Genomic DNA, 23,822 nt, shown 5'->3' with positions numbered 1-23,822 from the left:
TTATTGGCCCCTGAGATATTTTTACCCCAGTATTATTTTTAAGCTATTCACATTTGAATCATACAAACACTTGATAAACTTTCCAAGTGCTTGATAATTTTAATCAAGTAAATTATTGACAAAATTACTTACAATTTCCGTTGTAATTCGGTAATTTTTTACTCAACTAGCAAAAATGAATAACTTCTTTGTTTCGCTTGCGGTGATTTTACCAGTATTCTAGCCAACTGATAACCCTTATTTAATTTTGTGTTTCCTTATTATAAAAAATAATATAAATCATTGTCAGAAAACATAAAATTGCTCTATTTATACATATATTAAGGTTTCTTAATGTTTAAATCTCCCGGTTTTACTATAGTTGAACTCTCTATAACCCTCGTAATTATTGTAATTATGTCAGTTATAGCCATTCCTTTATACCATCAATTTATGGCATCTGCAGAATTAAAAAATACTCCGCGTGTACTCACAATTCATATACAAAAAGCCAAATATGACGCGATTGTTAGGCATACAAACATTGTTCTGTGTCCCAGTTCCGATCAATTCATTTGTAATACGAACTGGAATAGTCAACTCATTAGCTTTGTAGACAATAATCGTAATCTACAACATGATTTAAATGAAGAGTTATTAACTTCCGTAGATCTTAACCATCATTATGGTTCTATGAAATTACAACGTTTTGGAAAAAAACAAAATAGTATTGTTTTTCAGGGCAGTTCCGGACTTCCAATCGAGTCTAATGGCAGTTTTATTTATTGTTCTTATGATCAGCTTAAAAATTTTAAGTTAATTCTCAGTAAAATGGGGCACGTCCGCTTAGAAGAATCTCAAAATTGTTAGAACTCTACAGTCTAATGCAGAACCCAATAGCATCCCCATTTTGCAATATACTGCTTAAGTTTTAATGTTTTCTTAATTTGAGATAAAGAACAATCGGAGATTACAACAATGACTGACATCGTAATTGTTAATGGTGCTCGTACTGCTATGGGTGGTTTTCAAGGATCACTGTCTGGTCTAACTGCTCCCGAACTAGGTGCAGTAACAATTAAAGAAGCAATCGCACGAGCAGGTTTGCAGCCTACTGATGTTGAAGAAGTCATTATGGGATGTGTTCTTCCTGCTGGTTTAAAACAAGGCCCTGCTCGTCAAGCGATGCGTAAAGCTGGTTTACCAGACTCTACAGGTGCAGTGACGATTAATAAACTTTGTGGTTCAGGCATGAAAGCCGTAATGCAAGCAGCCGATATGATCAAAGCAGGCAGTGCTGAAATTGTGGTTGCAGGTGGTATGGAGTCGATGACAAATGCCCCTTATGTTTTACCTAAAGCACGTGCTGGTTACCGTATGGGTCATGGCGAAATTAAAGACCACATGTTTCTTGATGGACTTGAAGATGCTGAAACAGGTCGTTTAATGGGTTCTTTTGCTCAAGATATGGCAAATACTCGTGGCTATACACGTGAGCAAATGGATGACTTTGCAATTCGCTCTTTAAAACGTGCTCAAACTGCAATTACCGAAGGCTATTTCAAAGATGAAATCGTTCCTGTTACCGTACCTAGCCGTAAAGGTGATGTCGTTGTTGATCAAGATGAACAACCTTTAAATGCAAAGATCGACAAAATTCCTTCGCTTAAACCAGCTTTTGCAAAAGACGGTACAATTACCGCAGCAAACGCAAGCTCTATTTCGGATGGTGCATCTGCATTAGTATTAACTTCAAGTGAGGTTGCTAGTCAACGTGGTTTAAAGCCACTGGCAAAAATTATTGCAACAGCTTCAAACTCTCAACATCCTTCAGAATTTACAATTGCTCCTGTTGGTGCCATTGAAAAAGTTCTAAAAAAAGCAGGATGGAATGCTCAAGATGTCGATCTTTGGGAAATTAATGAAGCCTTTGCTATGGTTACAATGTGTCCAATTGATGATTTCAAACTTGATGCAGAGAAAGTGAATATCAATGGCGGTGCTTGTGCACTAGGTCACCCAGTAGGCTCAACAGGTTCACGTATTATTCTTACCCTGATTCATGCTCTTAAACGTACTGGCGGTAAAAAAGGTATTGCAGCACTCTGTATTGGTGGTGGCGAAGCAACAGCCGTTGCGATTGAACTTATTTAATTAAAATTAATTATTTTAAAATCCCACTTCGGTGGGATTTTTCATGAAAAAATTACAAAAAAAGACCCACAAAATCACTTTTAAGTTTTAACTTATTCCTCTAAATGAAAACAACAATGGACAATAACAATGCAACTCAATCACTATCTCAACTTTCAAGGTCAGGCGGAACAAGCGTTTAACTTTTATAAATCAGTATTTGGTGGAGAGTTTGCCATGCTGAGTCGCTATGGTGATATGCCCGCTTCCGAAGGTGTAACCTTATCAGAAGCCAATAAAAACCTGATTTTACATGTGTCTTTACCCATTAACGAATTCACAGTACTTATGGCATCAGATACCAATGATCAGTTCTGTACTCCTAACAGTGTTTTTACTCAAGGCACTAATCACTACATTGCAATAAACCTTGAAAAAGATGAGCAAGAGAAAGCAAAGCAGCTTTTTGATAAGCTATCTGTAAATGGCCAAATTGAAATGCCTCTAGAAAAGACTTTTTGGGGAGCATTGTATGGTGCTTTTACTGATCAGTTCGGCATAAAGTGGATGGTTAATTGCCAATTAGACACTTAATTTCCAACATAAAAAATCCCGCAAATTGCGGGATTTTTTATGTCAGCATATCTTAAGCACCAGTTTGGTAGCTCGCTTTTGGCACAGCAGTTGAAGCTTGATACGGATTGGTAAAATCTTGCAAACCTGCCGCAGCTTCTTGTACGTCTTTGCCTTCTTTTACGATAAAGCTATCAAAACCAGAACGCTTTAAGTAGTTTAAAACATCCTTAAACACATCACCTGTTGCACGTAACTCACCTTTGAAACCTTGGCGGCGCAATAGTGCTGCAAATGAGTAACCTCGGCCATCGCCAAAACCTGCAAACTCAATGAAGATTGCATCAAGTTCATTTAATGGAAATGTATGATCTTCAGGTGAATCATTTACAGTCACATATAAAGCTTTTTTGCCTTGAACGTTAGCTAACTGGTCTAGTTGAGCTGTTGTTACAACTACATCACCTTGAGGAACAACACCATCTTCAGCAATGATTTGATAAGTATTATCTGCAATCGTGCCATCTTTATAAAGCACTGGTAGAGCTATATTAAGCATATGCACGCTCCTTAAATGGTTGAATTCCTACACGGCGATATGTATCGACGAAACGCTCACCTTCAGTACGCAAATCAAGATAAGTATTTAGTACTTCTTCAATTACGTCAGGCACAGCATCTGCTGCAAATGATGGCCCTAAGATGTCACCGATTGAGGCATCATGGTCCGAATTACCACCTAATGTAATTTGGTAGAACTCAGCACCTTTTTTATCTACACCTAAAATACCGATGTTACCAACGTGGTGGTGACCACAAGCATTCATACAACCAGAAATATTTAGATCTAAATGACCAAGATCATAAACTTTGTCTAAGTCATCGAAACGACGTGTAATTGCTTCAGCAATTGGAATTGATTTCGCATTTGCAAGTGAACAGAAATCACCGCCCGGGCAACTAATAATATCGGTAATAAAGCCAATATGTGCACGTGCCATATTTTGTTGTTCAAGCGCTTGCCATACATCGAACAAGTCTTTTTGAGGTACATCTGCCAAAGCAATATTTTGTTCGTGAGTGGTGCGAAGTTCACCGAAAGTATATTTATCAGCAAGATCTGCAATAAAGTTCATTTCTTCAGTAGTCATATCGCCCGGTGCAATACCTGCACGTTTTAGAGAAATCGTAACAATACGATAGCCCTTCACTTTATGCGCATGCGTGTTGATGTTGAACCACTGTTTGAATTTTGGATGCTCAGCAAATAAAGCGGTAAAGTCCTCATCTGCCAAATCTTGATAATCAAACGGGGTGAATTCTTCATCCAGTTTTTTCAAAATTTCTGGCTGAATTTTCAATGCTTCACGTGTATGTTCAAATTCAGCTTCAACTTTCTGAGCAAATACTTCAGGCGTTAATGCCTTAACTAGAATTTTAATACGTGCTTTATATTTATTATCACGACGGCCATGCAAGTTATAAACACGTAGAACTGCTTCTAAGTAAGCAATTAAATCTTCACGTGGTAAAAACTCGCGAATAACGCTACCAATGATTGGAGTACGGCCTAAACCACCACCAGCCATAATTTTATAGCCAATTTCACCCACTTCATTACGCACGATGTAAACACCAATATCGTGGAATGCCGTTGCTGCACGATCTTTTTCTTCAAGTGCAGAAACGGCAATTTTGAACTTACGTGGCAAGAATGCAAATTCAGGGTGGAATGTACTCCACTGACGAATCAATTCACATGTTGGACGTGGGTCTGCAATTTCACCAGCAACCACACCAGCATATTGGTCAGTTGTTGTGTTACGAATACAGTTACCACTCGTTTGAATGGCATGCATTTGTACAGTTGCAAGCTCAGCCAAAATATCTGGTACGTCTTCAAGTGCAGGCCAGTTTAACTGAATGTTTTGACGCGTAGATACATGCGCATAGCCACGGTCATAAGCAGTTGAAACTTCAGCAACTTTACGTAATTGTTTAGAATTCATTAAGCCATACGGCACAGCAATACGCAGCATAGGCGCATAACGTTGCACATATAAACCATTTTGCAAACGTAATGGACGATATTCATCTTCAGAAAGTTTGCCAGCTAAATAGCGTTCAGTCTGATCACGGAACTGAGCAACTCGTTCATTAACCAGCTGCTGGTCGAAATCGGTATATAAATACATGGCGTATGGCTAGTAGATTCATTATTAAGGCGGATAGCATAGCGAGCTTTTATTCATCAATAAAATGCTTTTTTTGCATATTTAATAACGGTTTTATTGATAAGCTTTAATATAAATCAATATAAAAAAAGCCCAGATCAATCTGGGCTTTTTTTAGAGCAAAGGTTTATTTGTTATCTGGCAATGCATAAGCTACTAAATAGTCGCCCATTTTTGTACCAAATGAACCATGACCACCGGCCATGATCACAACATATTGCTTACCATTAATTTCATAAGTCATTGGTGTTGCTTGTCCACCGGCTGGTAAACGCGCTTCCCAAAGTTTCTTACCATTCGTAACGTTAAAGGCACGGATGTAGTTATCTTGAGTTGCACCAACAAACATGACATTACCTGCGGTAGAAATTGAACCACCTAAACCAGGAACACCAATTTTCACAGCTGGTAATTGGAATAGTTTTGGCAAGCTATCACGGATAGTACCAATACGTTTTTTCCATACAACCTGATGCGTTTTCAAATCTACACCAGCTACATAACCCCAAGCTGGTTGTTTACAAGGTAAACCAAGTGGAGATAAGAATGCGCTGATTTCGACACCATAAGGTACGCCATACATTGGCTGAATACCCTGCTCAGTTCCTGCACCTTTTGCAGTTTGTGCACGGTTTGGATCTTCAGGAATTAAACGGCTTACGAATGGCAGACCAATCGGGTTCATTACAGCAACCTGACGATCAGGGTTAACTGACATACCGCCCCATTCAAACACGCCTAGGTTACCAGGGAAAACTAAAGTACCGTTTTCTGATGGTGGTGTATAAATACCATCGTAATTTAGACGTTTGAAAGATACACGACACATGAGCTGATCAAGCATTGTGGCACCCCACATATCTTTATCAGTCAATTTATCTTGTGGTGCCAAGTTCAAGTCAGAGAATGGCTGAGTTTTTGAATAGTGCTCGCCTTTGGTTTGTGGACCGCGCTTAACTGTTTGTGGAACTGGTTTTTCAGTTACAGGAACAATCGGCTGACCATTACGACGATCAAGAACAAAAGCATTACCTGTTTTAGTCAATACATAGATTGCTGGAACAGTTTTACCTGCTTTATCTTTAATATCTGCCAAAGATGGCTGAGATGGCACGTCCATATCCCACAAGTCATGATGAGTGGTCTGGAAGTTCCATATCAATTTACCAGTCGAAGCATTAATCGCTAACATTGAGTTCGCATAACGTTCTTTCAACTCAGTACGGTCACCACCCCAGATATCTGGAGTACCTACGCCTGTTGGAACATAAACGATATCAAGTTTGGCATCGTATGCTAAAGGTGCCCAAGCATTTGGAGAGTTATGAACAAATGTTGTACCTTGTCCAGGCATAGCATTTGGATCTGCTGCACCAGTGTCAAATACCCAAAGAAGCTTACCAGTATTTACGTCATAACCACGAATAACACCTGATGGCTCTTTATTTGAGTAGTTATCTGTTACAGAACCAGCAATTACGACAGTTGAACCTGTCACAACACCCGGAGATGTTGGGTTATAACCACCCGGATAAGCATATGGCATAAACTCTTGCAAGTTCACTTCACCATTTTGACCAAAGTCAGTACATGCTTTACCAGTGTCAGCATTTACAGCAACTAAACGTCCATCATTGACTGGAACAAAGACTTTACGAGGACATTGAGTTGAAGTCGACTTCTTAGTTTGCAAGCTTGTCGCAAACTCAGTTGTGTTGTTTGCATCGTAGTACATTACACCACGGCACGTTAAATGCTGGAACGATTTATCCGTTTTAAGCTTCGGATCAAAACGCCATTTTTCTTTACCAGTCGCTGGATCAATCGCAATTAACTGTTGGTGAGCTGTACAGATAAACATGTTATTGCCAATTTTAATTGGCGTAACCTGATTGGTTGTTTCACCCGAATCATTATCTGTCTTGAAATCGCCAGTACGTAGTGTCCAAGCCACTTTCAAATCTTTGACATTTTGGTCATTAATCTGTTTAAGTGGAGAATAACGTTCGCCTGCTTGAGTACGACCATAAGCTGGCCAGTCACTCTCAGCTACACCTGGAACGGCTTGAGCAGTTTCTGGTTGTGGTGTTTTAATCTCACCATTAATTTCTTGCGGATCGTTAAAGATAGAATAAACCATCAATACGATTGCAATCACTAAAGTTGAAGATAAGGCAACTTTACTTGATCCAAGGTTGTTGATTCCACGAGTCACAGCCGGAACCAATAACCATAAACCAAGAATACCTAAAATATCTAAACGTGGTGCAAGCGCCCAAAAGTCTGTTCCAACTTCCCAGACACTCCAGATAATGGTACCTAGCATTAATGCGGCATAAACCCACAAAGCAGTTGAAGCGCGCTTGTAGAGTTGCCATGTAACAATGAGAAGCAAGACTCCAGCTACAATGTAGTAAATTGAACCGCCTAGTGTAGCGAGCCAAATACCTCCAATTAGCAGGAATAACGCCAATAACCCAATAATGATTACGGTAAAAGTCGTTAAACCTGATCTTGAAGAAGGTTGATTCATAAACCACCTCTTATTAATCATCATTTTTATCGGAAAGATGTGCCAAAAACCTTATAGAGAAATGGCATCACCAATACATCTAAAACAAAATTCAGGCATAAAGAAAAAAACGGAAGGTCTGGATACTTCAATTAATGATTTAGCCATCGACAATCCGTTTTTCGGAATAGTTACTTAGAATACGGTTGAGAATTTAATACCGCCTACCCAAGTGTTATCACCATTTTTTAATGCACCAACATGACGAACATATTGCACATTTGGACGAATAGTTAGCCAGTTAGTGGCATGAATACCGTAGTAAAGCTCGGTATTGTATTCAGTGTCATATTCTTTGGCTTGAATATCGCTCCAGTCATCATTGATATGAATACGAGCAACACCAAGTGCTAATTCATCTTGAGGACGTTGATTGAGCAAACCTTTGTAGACCAAGCCTACATTTTGCATGTTGTCGACTTTATTGGTATCTGAGTCATGGAAAGTCAGATTCACAAAACCTGTTAAACCACGATCAGTTTGGTCAGCTGGTTGGAATAGTTTTTGTTTTGCAGTTACCCAAACACCTTGTTTATGCGATGTTTTAGTTGGATTGGTAATTTCCTCTGCATCAGCAGTGCTGTAGTAATAACCTAAACGGTATTCACCAGGCATGCTTTGCACACCTAATTTAGGTGACCAAACGACCTCTGCTGGAATAATTGCACCGTGAGATCCGTCTGTGCTCAGGTTAAAGCCTTTGCCTCGTTCCAAGTTCTCTGGGTTATATTCATATACACCGACTTGCGTATATAGATCAGGTTGCACGTTATATTTAACACGCATTGCCCATTGGCTCACTGGCCAGTTATACCATTGGTCGCCAACCCAGTTACCCACTTGTGAACCACAAAGTGCCAAGTTCTGGAAGTCACAGTCAAAACTATTAAAGTCTTCACCTTCACCAAAACGACCAACTTTCACATCTAACTTTTGATCAAGGAATTTTTTCTTAATCCATAAATCAGTTAAACGCCAAGTTTGCTCACGACCCCACACTTCTTGTGCAGAACTAATGTGTCCAGCTAAAGCTGGAGAATGTTCAGAAAGTGATTGCCCATCACGATAAGTTAACGTGATTTGAGCTTCTGTATCTTGCCACCCTAAAATTTTACCTAGGTCCAAATGCGAACCTAAAGCGAGTTGCCCTGTATAAGCACTGCCATGCGAAGAAGTATTCTTTGAATCTAAAATACCGGCATATTCACCGGTATATCCAAAAGAAAAATCATAACCTTGTGCTTGTAACGCTGTGCGTTGCCCGTTCCAATCACCCAACATCCAAGAACCATTTGGGTCAAATGCAGCAGCAGCTTGTGCATGCTGAACAAAAAGAGTAATTGATAAAACGGATAAACAGGAAACCATCAAAGATTTATGCGTTTTCATGTTTACGTACCTTTTATGTCTTTGTTTATAAAGGTTACGCTAATTTTATGTAAAGAAATTATTCAAAATGTTAATCAATTGATTAATCAGATAATAATCTTAATACATACTGTATAAGAAATAGCCCTAAGACATTACCACTGTCCCTCGCCAAGCTTTTGACCTACAAAGGAATATCGCATTTGTGAACGTGAAAACTTAATTGGGCATGCGATCTGTGGTTCTGTATCTGTTGTATTATTTTGCAAAGGAACATCCACAATCCATCCACGTTGTTGTGCTAATGGCGAGTTTAAAGCCTCACTCAAACTCAATACTGGCTCTACACAAACATCCAAATTTGCAAAAATTTCATGCCATTCTTTAAACGTTTTGCTTTTAATTTTTTCTTGAATGGCTTGCTTAACGTCCTGTCGATCTTGGACATCTAATGAAGCGCCTTTTTGCAACAGCACAGGTAAATCTAATGCAGCAGACAACCCAGCCATAAATTGTGGCTCAAGACTACCAATAGAAAGATAACGCCCATCTTGAGTTATATAATAGTCATAGAAAATGCCACCGTTGAGCATGCCCTGCTCTGGTGCCTGTTCAACTTGTCCTGCAAGTGCGGCTGATGCTGCCATGCTATTTAGACTCGCCACACAGTCAGTCATCGAAATATCAATATATTGTCCCATACCGCTACGACTGCGTTCGACGACCGCAGCCAAAATAGCAATAACTGCATGTAATGATCCGCCTGCAATATCGGCAACTTGAATGCCAAGCGGTGGTGGACCACTATCTTGTCGGCCACTATATCCAGCAATACCCGCTAAAGCTAAATAATTAATGTCGTGTCCTGCTCGATCTTTATAGTTTCCAGTTTGTCCATAACCTGTGATCGAGCAATAAATTAAACGCGGATTAATTTCTGCAAGCGTTGCATAGTCTAGCCCTAAGCGACGCATAACATCTGGCCGAAACTGTTCTATGACAATATCAAACTCGGAAATCTTGGCTTTTATAAGATCAATACTGGCAGCATCTTTTAAATCGAGAACAATCGACTGTTTATTTCGATTTAAATAACTATGTGCAGTCGCTTGTCCATTGGCATAGGGCGGCATAATCCGAATGAGATCTGGACGTGATGGGGATTCGATATGGATAACTTCTGCGCCCATATCGGCTAAGTACATTGTGGCAAAAGGTCCAGGTAAGAGCGTAGAGAAATCGAGAACTTTAAGTCCGTTTAATGCTGTCGTCATCGTATTTTTAACCACTATTATTCGAATTTTCTTTTATATTAGTTAAGCAAATATTCTAAAACAATGTCATGTTCAGCCATTTACCTTGATCATTTCGGCAATTTAACATGTAAAAAGTGCTTTTACACTGTTGTAAATCGCCAATTTATTTTTTTAGACGGTCATTTAGGTCAATTTAAAGTGAACATCAAAGAGACTGAAGGATTCAATATGAGTCGCGATACGATTAGCATCCACTTCGTGAATGCGGCTTTGACAGGCGTAAAACGCCTTGGCATGGATGTCGAGACGTTACTTTCACATGTGGGTATCGAAGCGGAACTATTACGTCAACCTAAAGCTCGAATCTCACCAGAACAATATACCCGTTTTATAAAAATGCTATGGATGGTCACCCAAGACGAACACGTCGGTTTTGATGTACAACCGCGTCGTTTGGGCACTTTTGCCATTATGTGTCAGTTGATTATTCATGCAAAAACTTTAGGACAAGCTCTCGAACTTTCATCTCAATTTTACAAGTTATTTGGTGATGAATGGTCGGTAACACTTGAACGTGACAAACACGAAGCGCGTTTGGTTCCTCTCATTCCAAAAACATTAGATCCAGATCATTTCATTACTGAAAGTATGCTCATGATTTGGCACGGTCTAGCATCATGGCTCATTGAACGTCGTTTGCCATTAGAGCGTGTTCATTTTAGCTACCCACGTCCTGCGCATGCTGATGAATATGATGCATTATTTTTTGCACCAGTCATGCAGTTTGATGCACCTCGCACCGAAATAACTTTTGCAGCTGATTATCTTGATTTACCAATCCGCCAAGATGAAAAAACGCTAGAAGAGTTCCTAAAGGCAGCTCCTGCTCAGCTTTTAGTAAAATTCAAAAACACCAACTCGTTGACTTCTCGTATTCGTGACGTACTTAAGAGTCAAATTGGTGAAGAAATGCCAACGCTTAATGACGTTGCATCAATGCTGTATTTATCTCCGCAAACCTTACGCCGCCGCTTGGCTGCTGAAGGTAAAAGCTACCAAGGCGTAAAAGACGCTTTACGTCGAGATGCTGCTATTCACTTGTTGCTCAACCCTGAATTAACACTTGAAGATGTTGCTCAACAAGTAGGCTTTAGTGAAACCAGTACTTTCCACCGTGCATTTAAAAAGTGGACGGGTGTAACACCAGGTTTATATCGTCAGCTACACGGTTACCACTAATTCTTAAATCTCTTCAGTTTCAAATTTAGCCCAAGTTCAACTTGGGCTTTTTTGTATTTCTATTGGCAAAAATCATCACCTGACTGGTGCGCTTATCGTCATTGCACTCGCTCTTAAAACCAGTACACTCAAAACACAAATAAATTTTAAGCAATAAAAAAGGAACTGTTATGAGCGAGGCTTATATTATTGATGCCATTCGCACACCACGCGGAAAAGGAAAAAAAGACGGCTCTCTTTACGAAGTAAAACCAATCACATTACTCACCACCCTATTAAACGAATTACAGCAACGCCATCAGCTTGATACATCTAAAGTGGACGACATTGTTTTGGGCTGCGTAACACCAATTGGTGACCAAGGCGGCGATATTGCCAAAACCGCAGCAATTGCCGCAGGCTGGAATGATGATGTTGCTGGTGTACAAATTAACCGCTTTTGTGCTTCAGGTTTAGAAGCAGTCAACATGGCAGCAATGAAAGTCCGCTCTGGTTGGGAAGATTTAGTGGTTGCTGGTGGCGTTGAATCAATGTCACGCATTCCAATGGGTTCTGATGGCGGACCGTGGGCTTTAGACCCAGAAACAAATCTTAAGTCATCATTTGTTCCACAAGGTATCGGGGCTGACCTTATTGCAACTTTAGATGGCTATAACCGTGAAGATGTCGATAACTTTGCAGTGAAGTCACAACAAAAAGCAGCGGCAGCTCAAGCAAATGGTTATTTCAATCACTCAGTCGTACCAGTAAAAGATCACGCAGGCGTGGTGATTTTAGAGAAAGATGAATTCATCAAAGGCAATACCACACTAGAAGGTCTTGCAAAGCTCAACCCAAGTTTTGAAATGATGGGGCAAATGGGCTTTGATGCAGTTGCTTTACAAAAATATCCAGAAGCACAAAAAATCAATCATGTTCATCACGCAGGTAACTCATCAGGTATTGTCGATGGAGCAGCTGTCGTTTTATTAGCTTCAGAAAAAGCAGTAAAAGAACAAAATTTAAAACCACGCGCTAAAGTTTTGGCGACTGCATTAGTTGGTACTGACCCAACCATTATGCTGACTGGCCCTGCGCCAGCCGCACGTAAAGCATTGGAAAAAGCTGGTCTAACAATTGATGATATTGACCTATTTGAAGTCAATGAAGCATTCGCGGCAGTTGTTATGCGTTTTATTAATGAGCTCAACGTCCCCGCTGAAAAAGTCAACGTAAATGGCGGTGCGATTGCTTTAGGCCATCCGCTAGGAGCAACAGGTGCCATGATTTTGGGCACACTACTTGATGAGCTTGAACGACAAGATAAAAAGCGTGGTCTAGCAACGCTCTGTGTTGGCGGTGGTATGGGTATTGCCACCATTATTGAACGCGTATAAAAATTAGGGATATAAAAAAATGAGTGCAATTCAATACGAAAAAAATGCCGACAATATTGTCATCTTGACACTTGATTCAACTGGTCAATCTGCAAACACCATGAATGCTGAGTTTCGTGACTCACTTGATGAGGTCACTCAGAAACTTAAAGCAGAAACAGAACTTTCAGGCGTTATTTTCCGTTCGGCTAAGAAAACGTTCTTTGCAGGCGGTGATTTAGATGAGCTAATTCAAGTTCAGCCGGAACATGCGACTGACTTTTTCAATATGGTTGAAAAACTAAAAGGTCATTTACGCACAATTGAAATGCTAGGCATTCCAGTCGTTGCAGCATTGAATGGAACGGCACTGGGCGGGGGATGGGAAATTGCATTAAGTTGCCATCACCGTATTGCAATCAATGACTCGAAAAGCAAATTTGGCCTGCCAGAAGTTACTTTAGGTTTATTACCGGGCGGCGGCGGTATTGTGCGTATGGTACGCCTATTAGGACTTCAAAATGCGTTCCCATTTTTAATGGAAGGCAAACAGTTCGGTGTTGATAAAGCCAAGTCTTTAGGCTTAATCCACGATACTGCCGAAAATGAACAAGAGCTTTTAGATAAAGCAATTGCTTGGATAAAGGCAAATCCGAAATCTCAACAACCTTTTGATGTGAAAGGCTACAAAATCCCAGGTGGTGATCCAAAAACTCCGGCAGTTGCACAAGTTCTTGCCATTGCTCCAGCCATATTAAAAGACAAAACTAAAGGCTGCTACCCTGCCCCTGAAGCGATTATGGCTGCCGCAGTTGAAGGTACTCAAGTCGATGTTGATACTGCACTGCGTATTGAGTCGCGCTACTTTACTCAGCTTACAACAGGTCAAATTTCTAAAAATATGATTGGCACGTTCTGGCATGGTCTAAATGCAATTAAGTCTGGTGCGAGCCGCCCTGCCGACGTTGCAAAATGGCAAGCCACTAAAGTGGGTGTGTTGGGTGCAGGCATGATGGGTGCTGGTATTGCATATTCAACAGCCATTAAAGGCATTCCAGTTGTACTTAAAGATGTATCTGTTGAGAATGCTGAGAAAGGCAAAGCTTACTCACAAAAACTTCTTGATAAACGTGTTTCACAAGGCCGCATGACCGCAGAAAAACGTGATCAGGTTTTATCTCTGATTAGGGCTACAGCGTCAGCTCAAGACCTTCAAGGCTGTGATTTAATTATTGAAGCTGTATTTGAAAATCAAGAACTCAAAGCGAAAGTCACTCAAGAAGCCGAACAATACCTAGCGCCTAATGGCGTAATGGCATCGAATACATCGACCCTGCCAATTACAGGTTTAGCGCAAGCAAGTAAAGATGATAAAGCGTTTATTGGTCTGCATTTCTTTAGCCCTGTCGACAAAATGCAGTTGGTTGAGATTATTAAAGGTAAAAACACCTCGGCAGAGACACTTGCGAAAGCCTACGACTTTGTACAGCAAATTGGAAAAACACCAATTGTTGTCAATGATAGCCGTGGCTTCTTTACCAGTCGTGTGTTTGGTACTTTTATTCAAGAAGGTATGCGCTTGCTTGCCGAAGGTGTCCACCCAGCACGTATTGAAATGGCAGCACTGAAAGCAGGCATGCCTGTGGGACCACTTGCGATTCAAGATGAAGTGTCTTTAACCTTAACCGAGCATGTTGCTAGCGAAGCACGTAAAGCTTTACAAGCCGAAGGCAAAGAGCTACCGAAAACACCAGTAGATGAAGTGATTCATACCATGATTCATGAATTAAACCGTAAAGGTAAAGCTGCTGGCGCAGGTTTCTATGACTATCCTGAAAATGGCAAAAAACACCTATGGGAAGGCTTAAACCGCTGGCAGAAAGATCATGATATTTCCGAGCAAGATATAATTGATCGTATTTTGTTTGTACAAGCCTTAGATACCTTACGTTGTTACGAAGAAGGTGTATTGGAATCGGTTATTGACGCCAATGTCGGTTCTATTTTTGGAATTGGTTATGCCCCTTGGACTGGTGGAGCGATTCAATTCCTCAATCAATATGGTATTGAGAAAGCAGAAAAACGCTCCGAAGAGTTAGCTACCAAATATGGTGAGAGATTCACACCACCAGCATTACTCAAAACCAAAGCTGAGCAGAAACAAAATATTCAATAATTTAAATCTATTAAATATTTAAAAACTGCATAAACCTTACCCATATAAATATATTTTATTTATATGGGTTTTTCTTTATGTTCTTTAAGATTTCTGCCTACAGCCTAAATATGCTATAAATAGACTTCATTTTTGTGCTTCTACAGCACATTCGAGAAATCCTTATGTCCGATAAAAATTCTTCCGAATCAGCAGTTTTAGGCTGGAAATTTGTTCTGATCGTTGGTGTTTTAAGTGCGATTTTCCTTGGCTTTTTCTATTTAGCAATGAGTAATGAACCTGACTATATGCCAGGTGCTCAGCGCAAAGCTCAACAGCACGAAATGCAACAAAAAGCTGAAAAGTCGAAAGATCAACAAAGTCAGCATGACAACATGCCTGGAATGGACATGCAAGAACATCAGCATTCACATCAGTAATCAGATATTTTTCAAATGACAGATTTTTCCCGCAATGCACTAGTTGTAGAAGGTGGAGGCATGCGTGGTGCCTTTACCAGTGGTGTACTTGATGCTTTTCTACAACAGCAGTTCAATCCTTTTGACTTATACGTTGGTGTATCTTCTGGTTCGACCAATGTGGCTAACTACTTAGCAGGTCAACAAGGTCGGACTTTAACCTTTTATATTGATCATTCCCTCCGTCCTGAATTTATTGATTATAAGCGCTTCTTTAAAGGTGGCGATTTACTTGATTTAAAATGGATGTGGGAAATTGGCGAGCAAGAACATCCTCTTGATCAACAGAGCCTTTTTGCCAAAAATCCAGATTTTTATATGGTGTTGACGCATGCCAAAACTGGTCATGCTGAGTATCTTCGTGCTGGTAAAGATAATCTGTTAAATGCACTGCGTGCTTCTAGCTCAATTCCGGTTTTAACGCGTCATCCCGTCGATATTATGGGTGAACCATACTTTGATGGCGGCGTTGCAGATGCCCTACCCGTTCGCTGGACAGCACAGCAAAGTGGCGTTAAAAAGCTGTTAGTTTTACGTACTCGTCCTAAAAATTACTTTAAGGGCAGTAGCCGAGGGGATCAATTCCTCGCAAAATATGCGTTTAAACATTACTATGGTTTTGCAAGCAGTTTACGAAACCGTTGTGCCCGTTATAACGCTTCGGTAGATTTTGTTCGTGGCAATAATCCAGACCAGCAAATTTTAGAAGTTTGCCCACCGCCACTTAAAAATATGGCTGGACGTTTAACCACAAATCCGAAAAAGCTTCGTTATAGTTACGAAGTTGGTTTAGAGACTGGCTTACAAGCCATCGAAAACTGGAATGCGATGAAGTAATTCAAAGTTGAGATTTCTATAAAGGAATCTCAACTTAACGCTAAAATCATATTGATATGTGGAATACCACAATCTTGGTAAACTTCACCCTGCACGTTAAAACCTAGAGCCTCATAAAAAGCTGTCACATAAGTTTGCGCGGAAAGCTTTAAATAAGGCAGTTTCTGGTTACGCGCATAGTCAATAATATGCTGCATTAAAATTTTACCTATACCCTGCTTTCGATAAGGTATTAAAACAGCAACACGTCCTACACTATGCTGCGGTAACAAACGTGCTGTAGCAATAGGCTGCTCTTTGTCATACACCATAAAGTGCACAGCAGTGGCATCAAAATCATCCCATTCATCTTCGGATGCAATGCCTTGCTCTTGAATAAAGACTTGCTCACGGATGTATTTCGCATCTTTCTCAAGCTGTTCCCAACCACCCGCTATAACTTCATACATCCTACTCGCCTTCTTAGCATTTGCAGCCAATATTTTCGATTGGCAACTGATCTTGTAACAACAATTCTAAGGTCTGTTTTTTAATGCCGTACATTTCTTTTAATGCTTGGATTTGAGCCATAATCTTTGCATCAGGTTGTGAAACATTCTTGCGTTTTGTTGCCAAAATCATTTTGTTTTTGCTGGTATGCTCAAGCGATACAAACTCAAAAACTTTAGTTTCATAACCATACGCTTTTAAAAGTAACGCACGTAATGTATCGGTCAACATCTCAGCTTGTTGCCCAGCATGAATACCAAACTGTAGCATCGGTTGTAGAACTTCAGGACTATGTAGTTGTGGACGTAATTCTTTGTGACAGCACGGCGCGCACATAATCATTGAAGCGTTCAAACGAATTCCGGTATGAATAGCAAAGTCAGTCGCAATATCACACGCATGCAAAGCAATCATAACGTCCAGTTTTTCTGGCTGATAACTACGAACATCGCCTTCAAAAAAGTCCAAATGATTAAAATGCACTTTGTCTGCCACATTCTGGCAAAATTCCACTAAGTTACGGCGCAGCTCTACACCAGTAATCAGTGGAATCTTTTGTTGTTCCTGTAAATAATCATACAAAGCAAAAGTTAAATAACCTTTTCCTGAACCAAAATCGACGATGCGTAATTCTTTTTGCTCTGCATCAATTTGTTCATACGCGCTCGCAAAAATTTCGATAAATTTATTAATCTGCTTCCATTTACGAGCCATACTTGGAATGATTTGAGCTTTCTCATCAGTAATACCAAGCTCTTTTAAAAATGCACTACTCTGCTGTACATAACGCTGTTTCTCACGATCATGCGCTTGTACAGTTGGAGCCGTATTCGTACTTTGTTTTTTCCCAATGTTAAGCATGGCTTTTTTCTTATTTTTTTTAAGCTGAACTTCTTGCAGAGTTGAAAATAAATTTGCTTGTTTGCATTGAACAATCAACGTTGCGATCTGTTCTAGACCCTCTTCAAAGGTATAGTTTTTGGTCACATCTTGAGTAGTATAATGATATAAAGCTGAAAGCTGCTTTTTCCCATTTAACTCTACAATGCGGAAAGTGATTTTTTCTAGCTGTGCCAACTCTCCTTTATATTGGCTCAAAATCAAACGCTCAAAACTCTGCTCATCAAGCATTTGTTTGATTTCATGAAAGAATTGCTGTTCTTGCTCAAAGGAGAAAACCGACACAGATATACCTAAAGAATGGTGACACATATAAACTGAAAGTTTAAAGGGTATAGGATTAAAAATAAAATAACTTTACGACTGTTTTGTATTTCTATACATTTGTATTTTTAATCAAAAAATAAACTTATGAGTAAATCGGTGTTAGAAACTTACGACCCCAAAGAAGAACTTTTTAATGCCTATAGCCATGGTGCTGGCGTTATTATGGCCGTGGTTGCCGCTATCCTTTTAATTATAAAAGGATCTTATCTTCCAACTGCTCAGTGGGTAGGTTTGTGGGTATACGCTTTTAGCCTAACTCTCGTTTTTACCAGTTCGACTCTTTATCACTTTGCGCAAACCCAAAACTTACGTTACTGGTATAAAAAACTCGATCACACTGCTATTTATTACTTAATTGCAGGAACATATACCCCGTTTTTAAGTATTGCGATACCTACATCGAAAGCACATATATTACTTATCGCACTTTGGGCGATTGCTGCAATTGGTACACTTTTCAAGTTAGTTTTCATTCACCGTTTTCAGAAAATCTCATTACTTGCTTATGTTCTAATGGGATGGCTTGCCGTTTTTGTAATGGATGATATGCGTACTTATTTAAGTAAAGATGCTTTGATGTTCTTAATTACTGGGGGCTTAGCTTACACTGTTGGAGCATTGTTTTACGCATTAAAAAAGGTAAGATATACCCATGCAATCTGGCATATTTTTGTGCTTTTAGGTGCAGGAGCACACTTTCTTGCAATCTATTGGTACGTTATTTAGTCCATTTTTCACTCATATTCAGTGATCCTGAAAGAGTCATGGATGATGTTCTTTCACGCTATTCTTTAAGAAAATTATCTTTTAAAAAAGGATAGCAAACTAAAAATAAATTTTAATTGATATAAGGACTTATATGGAGTCAACCTCTGCGACTGCTGCTCCTGTAGTAGCCACTAATTCAAAAGCACGAGTTTTATTTGCAAGCTTAGTCGGTACAACCATTGAGTTCTTCGACTTTTATATCTATGCAACTGCTGCCGTGATTATCTTTCCACATCTGTTTTTCCCTGCCAGCAGTGGCAGTGCCGCAGTCTTACAGTCTCTGGCAACCTTTGCGATTGCCTTTATTGCCCGTCCTATTGGTGCAGCACTATTTGGTCACTTAGGAGATCGTATTGGCCGTAAAGCAACACTAGTGGCAGCTTTGCTGACCATGGGTATATCAACGGTATGTATTGGCCTACTTCCAACTTATGCACAAATCGGGATTGTGGCTCCCTTACTACTAGCGGCTTGCCGTCTAGGACAAGGTTTAGGTTTAGGAGGCGAATGGAGTGGCGCTGTACTACTTGCAACTGAAAATGCACCAGAAGGTAAGCGTGCATGGTATGGCATGTTCCCACAGCTTGGCGCCCCTATTGGTTTTATTTTAGCAACTGGATCATTCTTACTTTTAAGTGCGGCTATTCCTGAACAGGCATTCATGCAATGGGGCTGGCGTATTCCATTTATTGCGAGTGCAATTTTGGTCATTGTTGGTTTATATATCCGTTTAAAACTCCATGAAACTCCAGCTTTCCAGAAAGTTTTAGATAAACAAAAAGAAGTTAATATTCCATTTAAAGAAGTTGTCACGAAACATACGGGTAAGCTTATTCTCGGCACGATTGCAGCGATCTGTACATTCGTTGTGTTTTATCTCACTACAGTGTTCGCGCTTAACTGGGGAACGACGAAACTGGGGTATGCACGTGGTGAGTTTTTAGAACTTCAACTTTTTGCGACACTTTGTTTTGCAGCATTCATTCCTTTATCTGCTATTTTTGCAGAAAAATTTGGACGTAAAGCCACTTCAGTTGGCGTATGTATTGCTGCTGCGATCTTCGGTTTATTCTTCTCTAGCATGCTAGAGTCTGGAAATACTCTTATCGTTTTTCTTTTCTTATGTACTGGCCTATCAATTATGGGTTTAACCTATGGCCCAATTGGTACGGTTCTTTCTGAGATTTTCCCAATTTCAGTTCGTTATACAGGTTCAGCATTAACCTTTAACTTAGCTGGTATTTTTGGCGCATCGTTTGCTCCACTGATTGCCACAAAACTTGCTGAAACTTACGGTTTATATGCTGTAGGTTATTATCTGACAACAGCATCACTTTTATCATTGGTCGCGTTCTTATTAATACGTGAAACAAAAAATGACGATGTAAATAATCAGATTTAAATATTTTCAAACACTCTAATATAAAAAAGCCGGTTCAAAATTGACCGGCTTTTTTTATATATGAAAATTAATTCATTGATGCAGGGTTTGCTGGCGCAACACCGTTTGTCGCCGCTGGAGCACTTACATTATTTGCTGCTACAGCTGCTGCACCCGCAACTGCGGCTTCACCAATTAAAGCAATTTTTGCTTTTTCTTGGCTTTTCGCAGACAACGCTGGGTTAGTTGCAACAATACGATTAATGTTTGCAGAGTTTGCAGGAGCAATCGCAGCAGTTTGTAAAATGATTGGGCGATTACCTGTATTACCCAATGTATAACGAATACCTGTACGAGGGCTAATTACCGTCGTATTTTCTTGCTTCACTACAGCCTGAGCCGAAGTTGGACCAGTTGCTGCACGAACTTTAGCAACCGTTGTTGTTTGAGGGGCTGAAGTTGTTTCTGCTGCGAAAACAAAACTTGGCACAGCAAGAACAGCTAAAAATAAGGGTTGTAATACTTTTTTCATTGTCTTTCCAACATACACTCTGGATGAGAAGTAAATAGCATTTAATGCTTAAAACTGCAAACATTATTCACAGGCTTACTACAAACCCAAGAAAAGCAGAACAATTGTTCTGCTTTTCTTATCAAGCAAATTAAATTTTGCCGTGACACTGCTTATATTTTAAACCAGAACCACATGGACATGGTGCATTGCGACTTTCAGGAACAGGGAACATTTGTTGGTTATCAACCGACTCATTGAGTGTTTCCTGAGAAGCAGTCACTTCACCAGTTAAGCCATCAACATCATCATGCTCAAAAGAAAGCTTCATTGCTTCTGCTTGCTGTTGTTGTTGAGCTTCCATTTCTGCAAGTTCTTCTGGTGTTGGGATATGCACACGAGACAAATCAGTCACAACATCAGTTTTAATGACACCCAACATGTTTACAAACAAGTTAAATGCTTCTTTTTTGTATTCCTGCTCTGGATTCTTTTGCGCGTAGCCACGTAAGTGGATACCTTGACGCAAATAATCCATTGCAGCCAAATGGTCTTTCCAATGACGATCAAGAGAATTTAGTACGAAATGACGTTCAAGCATTGCTGCCGACTCATCACCCATCTGTGCACGACGCTGACGATAACGAGTAAGCACTTCATCGCTAATACGTTCAACTAGACCTTCTTCATCAAGACGACGATCTTGCTCTAACCATTCCTGAACTGGTAACTCAATACCTAAATCAATACGTAAAGCATTTTCCAAGCCTTCCACATCCCATTGGTCATGAATTGACTCTGGTGGAATAAAGTTAGCAATCATGGCTTGCATGACTTCATGATGCATTTCTTCAACGTATTCTTGTAAAGTGTTTTCCGCTAACACTTCATCACGTTGTGAATAAATGATCTTACGTTGTTCATTATTCACGTCATCGTATTTCAATAGGTTCTTACGAATATCGAAGTTACGTGCTTCAACTTTACGTTGTGCATTTTCGATAGAACGGCTTACCATTTTGTGTTCAATCGCTTCATTTTCCTGTAAGCCCATTGCACGCATCATGGCAACAACACGGTCACCTGCGAAAATACGCATGAGGTCATCTTCAAGAGATAAATAGAAGCGAGAAACACCAGGGTCACCTTGACGACCCGCACGACCACGTAACTGGTTGTCAATACGGCGTGATTCATGGCGCTCAGAACCAATAATATGCAAACCACCTGCTTGCAATACATCTTCGTGGTCTTGTTCCCATTGTGCTTTCAGATGAGCTTCATCTTCTGCTGTCGGGTTTTCAAGCTTGGCAAGTTTCGCCTTCCAGTTACCACCTAAGATAATATCTGTACCACGACCAGCCATGTTGGTTGCAATTGTTACTGCATTCGGGCTACCCGCCTGAGCAATAATGTCTGCTTCACGCTCGTGCTGTTTAGCGTTCAACACTTCGTGGTGAATACCAGCTTGCATCAACTTAGAAGATAGAATTTCACTAGCTTCAATGGTTGCTGTACCAATTAGAATCGGTGCAACACCTTTTTCGCGAATATTCATAATTTCTTGAATAATCGCATTATATTTACCATTACGGTTTAAGTAGATTAAATCGTTTTGGTCGTTACGAATCATTGGTCGGTGAGTCGGAATAATGACAACATCAAGACCGTAAATCTCTTTCATTTCCGCAGCTTCAGTATCAGCAGTACCTGTCATACCTGAAAGCTTTTTATAAAGACGGAAATAGTTCTGGAATGTAGTTGTTGCTAAAGTTTGGTTTTCAGGCTGAATTTCTAAGCCTTCTTTTGCTTCAACTGCTTGGTGCAAGCCTTCTGACCAACGACGACCCGGCATTGTACGGCCAGTGTGCTCATCAACAATGATCACTTCACCATCATGAATAATATAGTGAACATCACGTTGGAATAGGAAGTGTGCACGAATAGCAGCAGATACATGGTGAACAAGGTTTAAGTTTGTTGCTGAATATAAGCTTTCGCCTTCAGCCAACAAGCCCATTTGAATGAGTTCTTGTTCTACAGTTTCATAACCGATTTCAGTCATTTCAACTGAACGCTGCTTTTCATCAATCCAGAAATGTCCACCATCGGCAACTTTTTCTTCTTTTTGCGGACGTAATTTTGGTGGAATCGTATTGATTGCAGTATAGAGGTGTGAAGAGTCTTCACTTTGACCAGAAATAATTAATGGAGTACGCGCCTCATCAATCAAGATTGAATCAACTTCGTCGATAATGGCATAGTGCAAACCACGTTGTTTCTTTTCTGCTAAAGAAAACACCATGTTGTCACGTAAGTAGTCAAAACCAAATTCGTTGTTGGTACCATAGGTAATGTCAGCAAGGTAAGCCGCTGCTTTTTCTGACGGTTCTTGCATTGAATAAATTGTACCAATGCTTAAACCTAAGAACTCAAATAATGGACGGTTTAACTCAGCATCACGCTGTGCCAAGTAATCGTTCACAGTAATCACATGAACGCCTTCGCCACTTAATGCGTTTAAATAACACGCCAAAGTACCCATAAGGGTTTTACCTTCACCGGTACGCATTTCGGCAATTTTGCCTTCGTGTAGAGTAATACCACCAATCAATTGCACATCATAGTGACGCATGCCCATTACACGTTTTGCTGCCTCACGACAAACTGCAAACGCTTCAGGGAGTAACTTATCTAAACTTTCGCCATTGTTATAACGTTGTTTGAATTCTGGAGTTTTTGCAGATAAGTCTGCATCGCTTAAAGCTGATATCGTCGGCTCGAGCGCATTGACTTGCTCAACAATTTTGCGCATGCGTTTGAGTTCACGCTCATTTTTTGTACCGAAGATACCTCCGATCAGACTTGCCAACATGGATAAACTCTCTAAATCTTGCTTGGTCAAATGAATAAATTTTTTCTCAGTCGTTTATTATGGTGCCAGAAATTTGAAGTACAAGGGTTTTGCACAAAACCCATAAAAAAAATCTGATAGTTAGACAAACGGTTTCAACCTTTCTCTAAGGCCGCTGAATATGTCCGGCACCTAAAAACTCAATATTAACGCTCATCTATTGAACACAACTTCCGAGAAATCTAATTTAGCAAATTTATCTTAAAGTTACATTGATTCAGTTCTTAAATTAGTGAGTTTTAGTCATATATATTTACACTTATATAAAAAATTCATAATAAAATAAAAAAACAATAATTTTAATAATAAATAAATTGCGTCATATTCATTTCAGCACATAACAAATTTTAAG

The 23,822-nt window shown here is 39.9% G+C and carries 19 protein-coding genes; 10 read left to right on the top strand and 9 right to left on the bottom strand.

Annotated elements, in window-relative coordinates:
- Positions 1-333: 333 nt before the first annotated feature.
- The 3 genes from F985_RS23040 to F985_RS23030 all read left to right on the top strand — a co-directional run bounded on the left by F985_RS23040 (position 334) and on the right by F985_RS23030 (position 2,706).
- Positions 334-849, top strand: coding sequence for a GspH/FimT family pseudopilin (locus F985_RS23040; protein ID WP_004705734.1), 516 nt, complete (start codon positions 334-336; stop codon positions 847-849).
- Between the two features lie 108 nt (positions 850-957).
- Positions 958-2,133, top strand: coding sequence for a thiolase family protein (locus tag F985_RS23035; protein WP_004705733.1), 1,176 nt, complete (start codon positions 958-960; stop codon positions 2,131-2,133).
- A 129-nt stretch (positions 2,134-2,262) separates the two neighbouring features.
- Positions 2,263-2,706, top strand: coding sequence for a VOC family protein (locus F985_RS23030; protein ID WP_004705732.1), 444 nt, complete (start codon positions 2,263-2,265; stop codon positions 2,704-2,706).
- 52 nt (positions 2,707-2,758) lie between these two features.
- Here F985_RS23030 and F985_RS23025 read toward each other — a convergent pair whose 3' ends face one another.
- The 5 genes from F985_RS23025 to F985_RS23005 form a co-directional block, all read right to left on the bottom strand.
- The gene (locus F985_RS23025; RefSeq protein ID WP_004705731.1) at positions 2,759-3,244 is read right to left on the bottom strand and encodes a DUF934 domain-containing protein; all 486 of its coding nucleotides are present in this window, start codon (positions 3,242-3,244) and stop codon (positions 2,759-2,761) included.
- On the bottom strand, positions 3,237-4,880 hold the full coding sequence (locus tag F985_RS23020; protein WP_004705730.1) for a nitrite/sulfite reductase: 1,644 nt from the start codon (positions 4,878-4,880) through the stop codon (positions 3,237-3,239). Before F985_RS23020 ends, F985_RS23025 begins: the two co-directional genes overlap by 8 nt.
- 166 nt (positions 4,881-5,046) lie before the next feature.
- A complete protein-coding gene (locus F985_RS23015) occupies positions 5,047-7,452 on the bottom strand; it encodes a glucose/quinate/shikimate family membrane-bound PQQ-dependent dehydrogenase (protein WP_004705728.1) in 2,406 nt (801 codons plus the stop codon).
- Positions 7,453-7,626: 174 nt separating this feature from the next.
- Positions 7,627-8,859 (bottom strand): carbohydrate porin, encoded by a 1,233-nt coding sequence (locus tag F985_RS23010; RefSeq protein ID WP_077168775.1) that lies wholly within the window; start codon positions 8,857-8,859, stop codon positions 7,627-7,629.
- Between the two features lie 155 nt (positions 8,860-9,014).
- Complete coding sequence (locus F985_RS23005) at positions 9,015-10,133, bottom strand: CaiB/BaiF CoA transferase family protein (RefSeq protein WP_004705726.1); 1,119 nt, start codon at positions 10,131-10,133, stop codon at positions 9,015-9,017.
- Positions 10,134-10,343: 210 nt separating this feature from the next.
- Here F985_RS23005 and F985_RS23000 point away from each other — a divergent pair, with 210 nt between their 5' ends.
- The 5 genes from F985_RS23000 to F985_RS22980 all read left to right on the top strand — a co-directional run bounded on the left by F985_RS23000 (position 10,344) and on the right by F985_RS22980 (position 16,180).
- Positions 10,344-11,354: an AraC family transcriptional regulator gene (locus F985_RS23000; RefSeq protein WP_002051267.1), complete on the top strand. Its 1,011-nt coding sequence runs from the start codon at positions 10,344-10,346 to the stop codon at positions 11,352-11,354.
- Between the two features lie 170 nt (positions 11,355-11,524).
- Positions 11,525-12,730 carry an acetyl-CoA C-acetyltransferase gene (locus tag F985_RS22995; protein WP_004705725.1) on the top strand — a complete coding sequence of 402 codons (1,206 nt, stop codon included), beginning with the start codon at positions 11,525-11,527 and terminating at the stop codon, positions 12,728-12,730.
- Between the two features lie 19 nt (positions 12,731-12,749).
- Positions 12,750-14,885 (top strand): 3-hydroxyacyl-CoA dehydrogenase NAD-binding domain-containing protein, encoded by a 2,136-nt coding sequence (locus F985_RS22990; protein ID WP_004705724.1) that lies wholly within the window; start codon positions 12,750-12,752, stop codon positions 14,883-14,885.
- A 164-nt stretch (positions 14,886-15,049) separates the two neighbouring features.
- The gene (locus F985_RS22985) at positions 15,050-15,304 is read left to right on the top strand and encodes a hypothetical protein (RefSeq protein ID WP_004705723.1); all 255 of its coding nucleotides are present in this window, start codon (positions 15,050-15,052) and stop codon (positions 15,302-15,304) included.
- A gap of 15 nt (positions 15,305-15,319) precedes the next feature.
- The gene (locus F985_RS22980) at positions 15,320-16,180 is read left to right on the top strand and encodes a patatin-like phospholipase family protein (RefSeq protein ID WP_004705722.1); all 861 of its coding nucleotides are present in this window, start codon (positions 15,320-15,322) and stop codon (positions 16,178-16,180) included.
- A 29-nt stretch (positions 16,181-16,209) separates the two neighbouring features.
- Here F985_RS22980 and F985_RS22975 read toward each other — a convergent pair whose 3' ends face one another.
- Together F985_RS22975 and F985_RS22970 are read right to left on the bottom strand one after the other, a co-directional pair.
- Positions 16,210-16,629: a GNAT family N-acetyltransferase gene (locus F985_RS22975; RefSeq protein WP_004705721.1), complete on the bottom strand. Its 420-nt coding sequence runs from the start codon at positions 16,627-16,629 to the stop codon at positions 16,210-16,212.
- Positions 16,630-16,642: 13 nt separating this feature from the next.
- A complete protein-coding gene (locus F985_RS22970) occupies positions 16,643-17,854 on the bottom strand; it encodes a class I SAM-dependent methyltransferase (protein ID WP_025469255.1) in 1,212 nt (403 codons plus the stop codon).
- 126 nt (positions 17,855-17,980) lie between these two features.
- Between F985_RS22970 and trhA the strand changes: the two genes are divergently transcribed.
- Together trhA and F985_RS22960 are read left to right on the top strand one after the other, a co-directional pair.
- Complete coding sequence (trhA, locus tag F985_RS22965; protein WP_004705719.1) at positions 17,981-18,622, top strand: PAQR family membrane homeostasis protein TrhA; 642 nt, start codon at positions 17,981-17,983, stop codon at positions 18,620-18,622.
- A 133-nt stretch (positions 18,623-18,755) separates the two neighbouring features.
- Positions 18,756-20,066 (top strand): MFS transporter, encoded by a 1,311-nt coding sequence (locus F985_RS22960; protein WP_004705717.1) that lies wholly within the window; start codon positions 18,756-18,758, stop codon positions 20,064-20,066.
- 67 nt (positions 20,067-20,133) lie between these two features.
- Here F985_RS22960 and F985_RS22955 read toward each other — a convergent pair whose 3' ends face one another.
- Positions 20,134-20,577 (bottom strand): hypothetical protein, encoded by a 444-nt coding sequence (locus tag F985_RS22955; RefSeq protein ID WP_004705716.1) that lies wholly within the window; start codon positions 20,575-20,577, stop codon positions 20,134-20,136.
- A gap of 130 nt (positions 20,578-20,707) precedes the next feature.
- Positions 20,708-23,431, bottom strand: a complete 2,724-nt coding sequence (gene secA, locus F985_RS22950) for a preprotein translocase subunit SecA (protein WP_004705715.1) — start codon at positions 23,429-23,431, stop codon at positions 20,708-20,710.
- Positions 23,432-23,822 lie beyond the last annotated feature (391 nt).

The organism is Acinetobacter seifertii (assembly GCF_000368065.1).
Lineage (GTDB): Bacteria > Pseudomonadota > Gammaproteobacteria > Pseudomonadales > Moraxellaceae > Acinetobacter > Acinetobacter seifertii.
This window is presented reverse-complemented; position numbering and strand designations above follow the sequence as displayed.

Coding starts and splice junctions, on each gene's coding strand:
- F985_RS23035 (WP_004705733.1), top strand. CDS start 958: ATGACTGACATCGTAATTGTTAATGGTGCTCGTACTGCTATGGGTGGT.
- F985_RS23015 (WP_004705728.1), bottom strand. CDS start 7,452: ATGAATCAACCTTCTTCAAGATCAGGTTTAACGACTTTTACCGTAATC.
- F985_RS22955 (WP_004705716.1), bottom strand. CDS start 20,577: ATGAAAAAAGTATTACAACCCTTATTTTTAGCTGTTCTTGCTGTGCCA.
- F985_RS22990 (WP_004705724.1), top strand. CDS start 12,750: ATGAGTGCAATTCAATACGAAAAAAATGCCGACAATATTGTCATCTTG.
- F985_RS22960 (WP_004705717.1), top strand. CDS start 18,756: ATGGAGTCAACCTCTGCGACTGCTGCTCCTGTAGTAGCCACTAATTCA.
- F985_RS23040 (WP_004705734.1), top strand. CDS start 334: ATGTTTAAATCTCCCGGTTTTACTATAGTTGAACTCTCTATAACCCTC.
- F985_RS22985 (WP_004705723.1), top strand. CDS start 15,050: ATGTCCGATAAAAATTCTTCCGAATCAGCAGTTTTAGGCTGGAAATTT.
- F985_RS23030 (WP_004705732.1), top strand. CDS start 2,263: ATGCAACTCAATCACTATCTCAACTTTCAAGGTCAGGCGGAACAAGCG.
- F985_RS23000 (WP_002051267.1), top strand. CDS start 10,344: ATGAGTCGCGATACGATTAGCATCCACTTCGTGAATGCGGCTTTGACA.
- F985_RS22980 (WP_004705722.1), top strand. CDS start 15,320: ATGACAGATTTTTCCCGCAATGCACTAGTTGTAGAAGGTGGAGGCATG.
- F985_RS23005 (WP_004705726.1), bottom strand. CDS start 10,133: ATGACGACAGCATTAAACGGACTTAAAGTTCTCGATTTCTCTACGCTC.
- secA (WP_004705715.1), bottom strand. CDS start 23,431: ATGTTGGCAAGTCTGATCGGAGGTATCTTCGGTACAAAAAATGAGCGT.
- F985_RS23010 (WP_077168775.1), bottom strand. CDS start 8,859: ATGGTTTCCTGTTTATCCGTTTTATCAATTACTCTTTTTGTTCAGCAT.
- F985_RS22975 (WP_004705721.1), bottom strand. CDS start 16,629: ATGTATGAAGTTATAGCGGGTGGTTGGGAACAGCTTGAGAAAGATGCG.
- trhA (WP_004705719.1), top strand. CDS start 17,981: ATGAGTAAATCGGTGTTAGAAACTTACGACCCCAAAGAAGAACTTTTT.
- F985_RS22995 (WP_004705725.1), top strand. CDS start 11,525: ATGAGCGAGGCTTATATTATTGATGCCATTCGCACACCACGCGGAAAA.
- F985_RS23025 (WP_004705731.1), bottom strand. CDS start 3,244: ATGCTTAATATAGCTCTACCAGTGCTTTATAAAGATGGCACGATTGCA.
- F985_RS23020 (WP_004705730.1), bottom strand. CDS start 4,880: ATGTATTTATATACCGATTTCGACCAGCAGCTGGTTAATGAACGAGTT.